The sequence below is a fragment of the Eubacterium sp. An3 genome (assembly GCF_002159465.1).
Classification (GTDB): Bacteria; Bacillota; Clostridia; order Lachnospirales; family Lachnospiraceae; genus Anaerobutyricum; species Anaerobutyricum stercoris.
Genome location: NZ_NFIR01000068.1, coordinates 1 through 2,500, shown reverse-complemented (window position 1 = coordinate 2,500; position 2,500 = coordinate 1). Strand labels below are relative to the sequence as shown.

4 protein-coding genes are annotated in these 2,500 nt (G+C 39.8%); all 4 read right to left on the bottom strand.

Going from position 1 to position 2,500, the window contains the following annotated elements; translation table 11 throughout:
- Positions 1 to 130 precede the first annotated feature (130 nt).
- A complete protein-coding gene (locus B5F87_RS20040) occupies positions 131 to 874 on the bottom strand; it encodes a GHKL domain-containing protein (RefSeq protein ID WP_158097121.1) in 744 nt (247 codons plus the stop codon).
- Between the two features lie 16 nt (positions 875 to 890).
- A complete protein-coding gene (locus tag B5F87_RS20035) occupies positions 891 to 1,238 on the bottom strand; it encodes a hypothetical protein (RefSeq protein ID WP_143405314.1) in 348 nt (115 codons plus the stop codon).
- A 104-nt stretch (positions 1,239 to 1,342) separates the two neighbouring features.
- Entirely contained in the window at positions 1,343 to 1,903 is a 561-nt protein-coding gene (locus B5F87_RS20030; RefSeq protein ID WP_143405313.1) for a hypothetical protein, read from the bottom strand.
- 157 nt (positions 1,904 to 2,060) lie between these two features.
- The coding region (locus tag B5F87_RS21105; RefSeq protein ID WP_158097120.1) for a hypothetical protein at positions 2,061 to 2,500 on the bottom strand (440 nt) is incomplete at its 5' end.

Genomic DNA, 2,500 nt, shown 5'->3' with positions numbered 1-2,500 from the left:
TAACCGCGACTTGATTATATTACCATCAGTTTTTCCAAATGTCAACACTTTTTTTCACTTTTTTTACATCTTTTTAATTTCCTTCTCAGAAGCCGTTTTTACCCCATTTTCATAAGAAGTCCTTTCTCTGTTACAGTATCTTCTTTTGCCTTTTGGGGAAAAATATATGTACAGTCACCTGCTTTTCTTCCTCACTTTTTACGTACTTTATTGTTCCGTTATATTGCTTTACGATATCACATATAATACCGATACCGTATCCATGATTCTTTTTATCTCTTTTTGTCGTTTGAAAATTAATCTGTTCCGGATTATCACAAAAATTACTGACTTTCAAAATCCATCCTTCTGTATTTTCCATTATTAACAGATAGATTTCTTTTTTATTCTTTCCTTTTATCCGTTCACTTGCTTCAATGGCGTTATCAAGCAGATTCTGCAGAAGACCGCTGATATCCATTTCTTTCATCGGAACAAATTCTTCAAAATGTATGTCGACAAACATTGTAATTCCCTTTTCTGCGCATTGCTTCTTTTTCAGGGTACAAATGGTATCGATAAATATGTTTTCACAGTACATATTCTTCTGGGGAAGACCGTTAAAATTCTGAGGAAAAGCAGATACAGAGGAAATCTCCGCATCATTATATTTAGCGAGCAGTCCCTCCAGCAGATAAATATGCTTTTTCATGTCATGATGATATTTTTTTGTAATCTCAATTTCTTCCTGCATTTCCTCATACAGTTTTTCCATGGCGCTTAATTTTTCCTGCAGACGCCTGTTTTTCTCTTCCAGTTCCAGCGCTTTAATGATCCACCTTCTAACCATCTCAAGCATAATAAGCACCAGAATAATTTCCACTAAAAACTTCATGCCAGCCTCTCGTTTTTTAACATGCATCCATCCCTACAACAATCTGCAGGACATCACATTTCCTCATAACATAGATTAATCCGTTATATTTTTTCAACCACGGATTAAAATCTCTTTTCCGTATTTTGAGTATGGGAACTGCCGCTCCTTCAGCCGGAATTAATCTGGCTGATAAAATCAGCTGATTCTTCACAAATGCACCCTGTACCTTGACTGTTCCGCCTTCATGATCCTCTCCTTCATTTCCTTTCGCTGAAATGCTTTCCTGTCCCATTAAAATATAATCAAGCATACGGGAAAGAACCGCTGCTGTGTCTTCCGGTTTAATCTGCTTTCGCTGATATTCATGAAATAAAACTTCCACTTGTATCTTCCGTCTGTAACAAGATAACACAAATTCACGCAGAACACTGTCCACCGCCAAATCATTGCAGAAAAAAATCGCACTCACCGCTTCATATTGTTTTTTTAATCTATACAGATATTTCTCCATCTGTTCAGCAGTATTCGACACTGCGCTTCCGTTCTTAGTGCATATTCTCTCATCATTCGCCCAAAAATTCCTTTCCGCGCTACCCCCCCCCCTAAAAAATTCCATCCAGCCTCCATATCCTGCATGTGTTTGGCGGCATGGCGATAATACCTTTCCATCTGTCTTTTATTGCGAAGCAGCATTTTATGTTTCCTTTTTAAAATATAATAATAAGCCACACATTCCAGCAGAACAGCCAGCAGAGCAATAAAAATCATTATCGGATCAGAAAACAATTTTCTGTCGATATGTACAATAATTCCGCATACCGCATCAACCGCAACTGCTTCCAGCAGCATCCTGAAATAATTTGTTCCTGTCAGGCTGGCAAACAAGAACACGATTACCAACGCAAGAACAAGGTTGCAGGTTGGCATAAGCAGTCGAAACCACAATGTTTCTCTATAAAAGCTGTCCATGATTATTAAAACTCCGACATTATATATCAAAAAATGCAAGAGACAATGCCATTCCCTTTCTCTTTTCTTTTTTTCCAATTATGGCATCCAGCAGAAGGAACATCATTATTTTTGAAACAATTCCTATACTGATCATACTCTGATAATTCAGCAATATTTTCATAATCTTTTCTCCAGTGATATTATAGTCTATACATTATTATGACATATTTTTTTATTTTTTCCACCCAAAATATCATTCCCGTTTATCCTGCTCTTCCCCATTATTCAAGCCTACCACCAGCTGCATCTGCTGTCCTTCCCACTGTACATGTATGATGCCATTGTATTTTCTCATCCATGGATTGAAGGATCGTTTTTTCACCCGTATCTTGCGCAGGGTCCGCACCGTCCTTCCCGACGATTGTTTCCCGTCCACGTCCCATGCCTCCGGTTCGGCTACTGTCACTGTCATGGAAAACAGCAGCTGGTTTTTGACAGAGGCTCCATGAAGGCTGATGCAGACTCCGGCGGATTGTTGGGAGGCTTGTCCCGGCCGGGTGTTCCTTGACTGCAACAGGGGTTCCGCTGCTCTTTGTCCGTAATCGAGCATACGGGACAGGATGGCTGCCGCGTCCCCGGCGGCTACTTTTCCTCTTTTGTATTCATGGAACAGGATGTCCGTCCCGATTCCTT

What these genes read in the sequence shown, in the direction of transcription:
- B5F87_RS20040 (WP_158097121.1), bottom strand. Translation starts at nt 874, where the DNA reads ATGAAGTTTTTAGTGGAAATTATTCTGGTGCTTATTATGCTTGAGATG.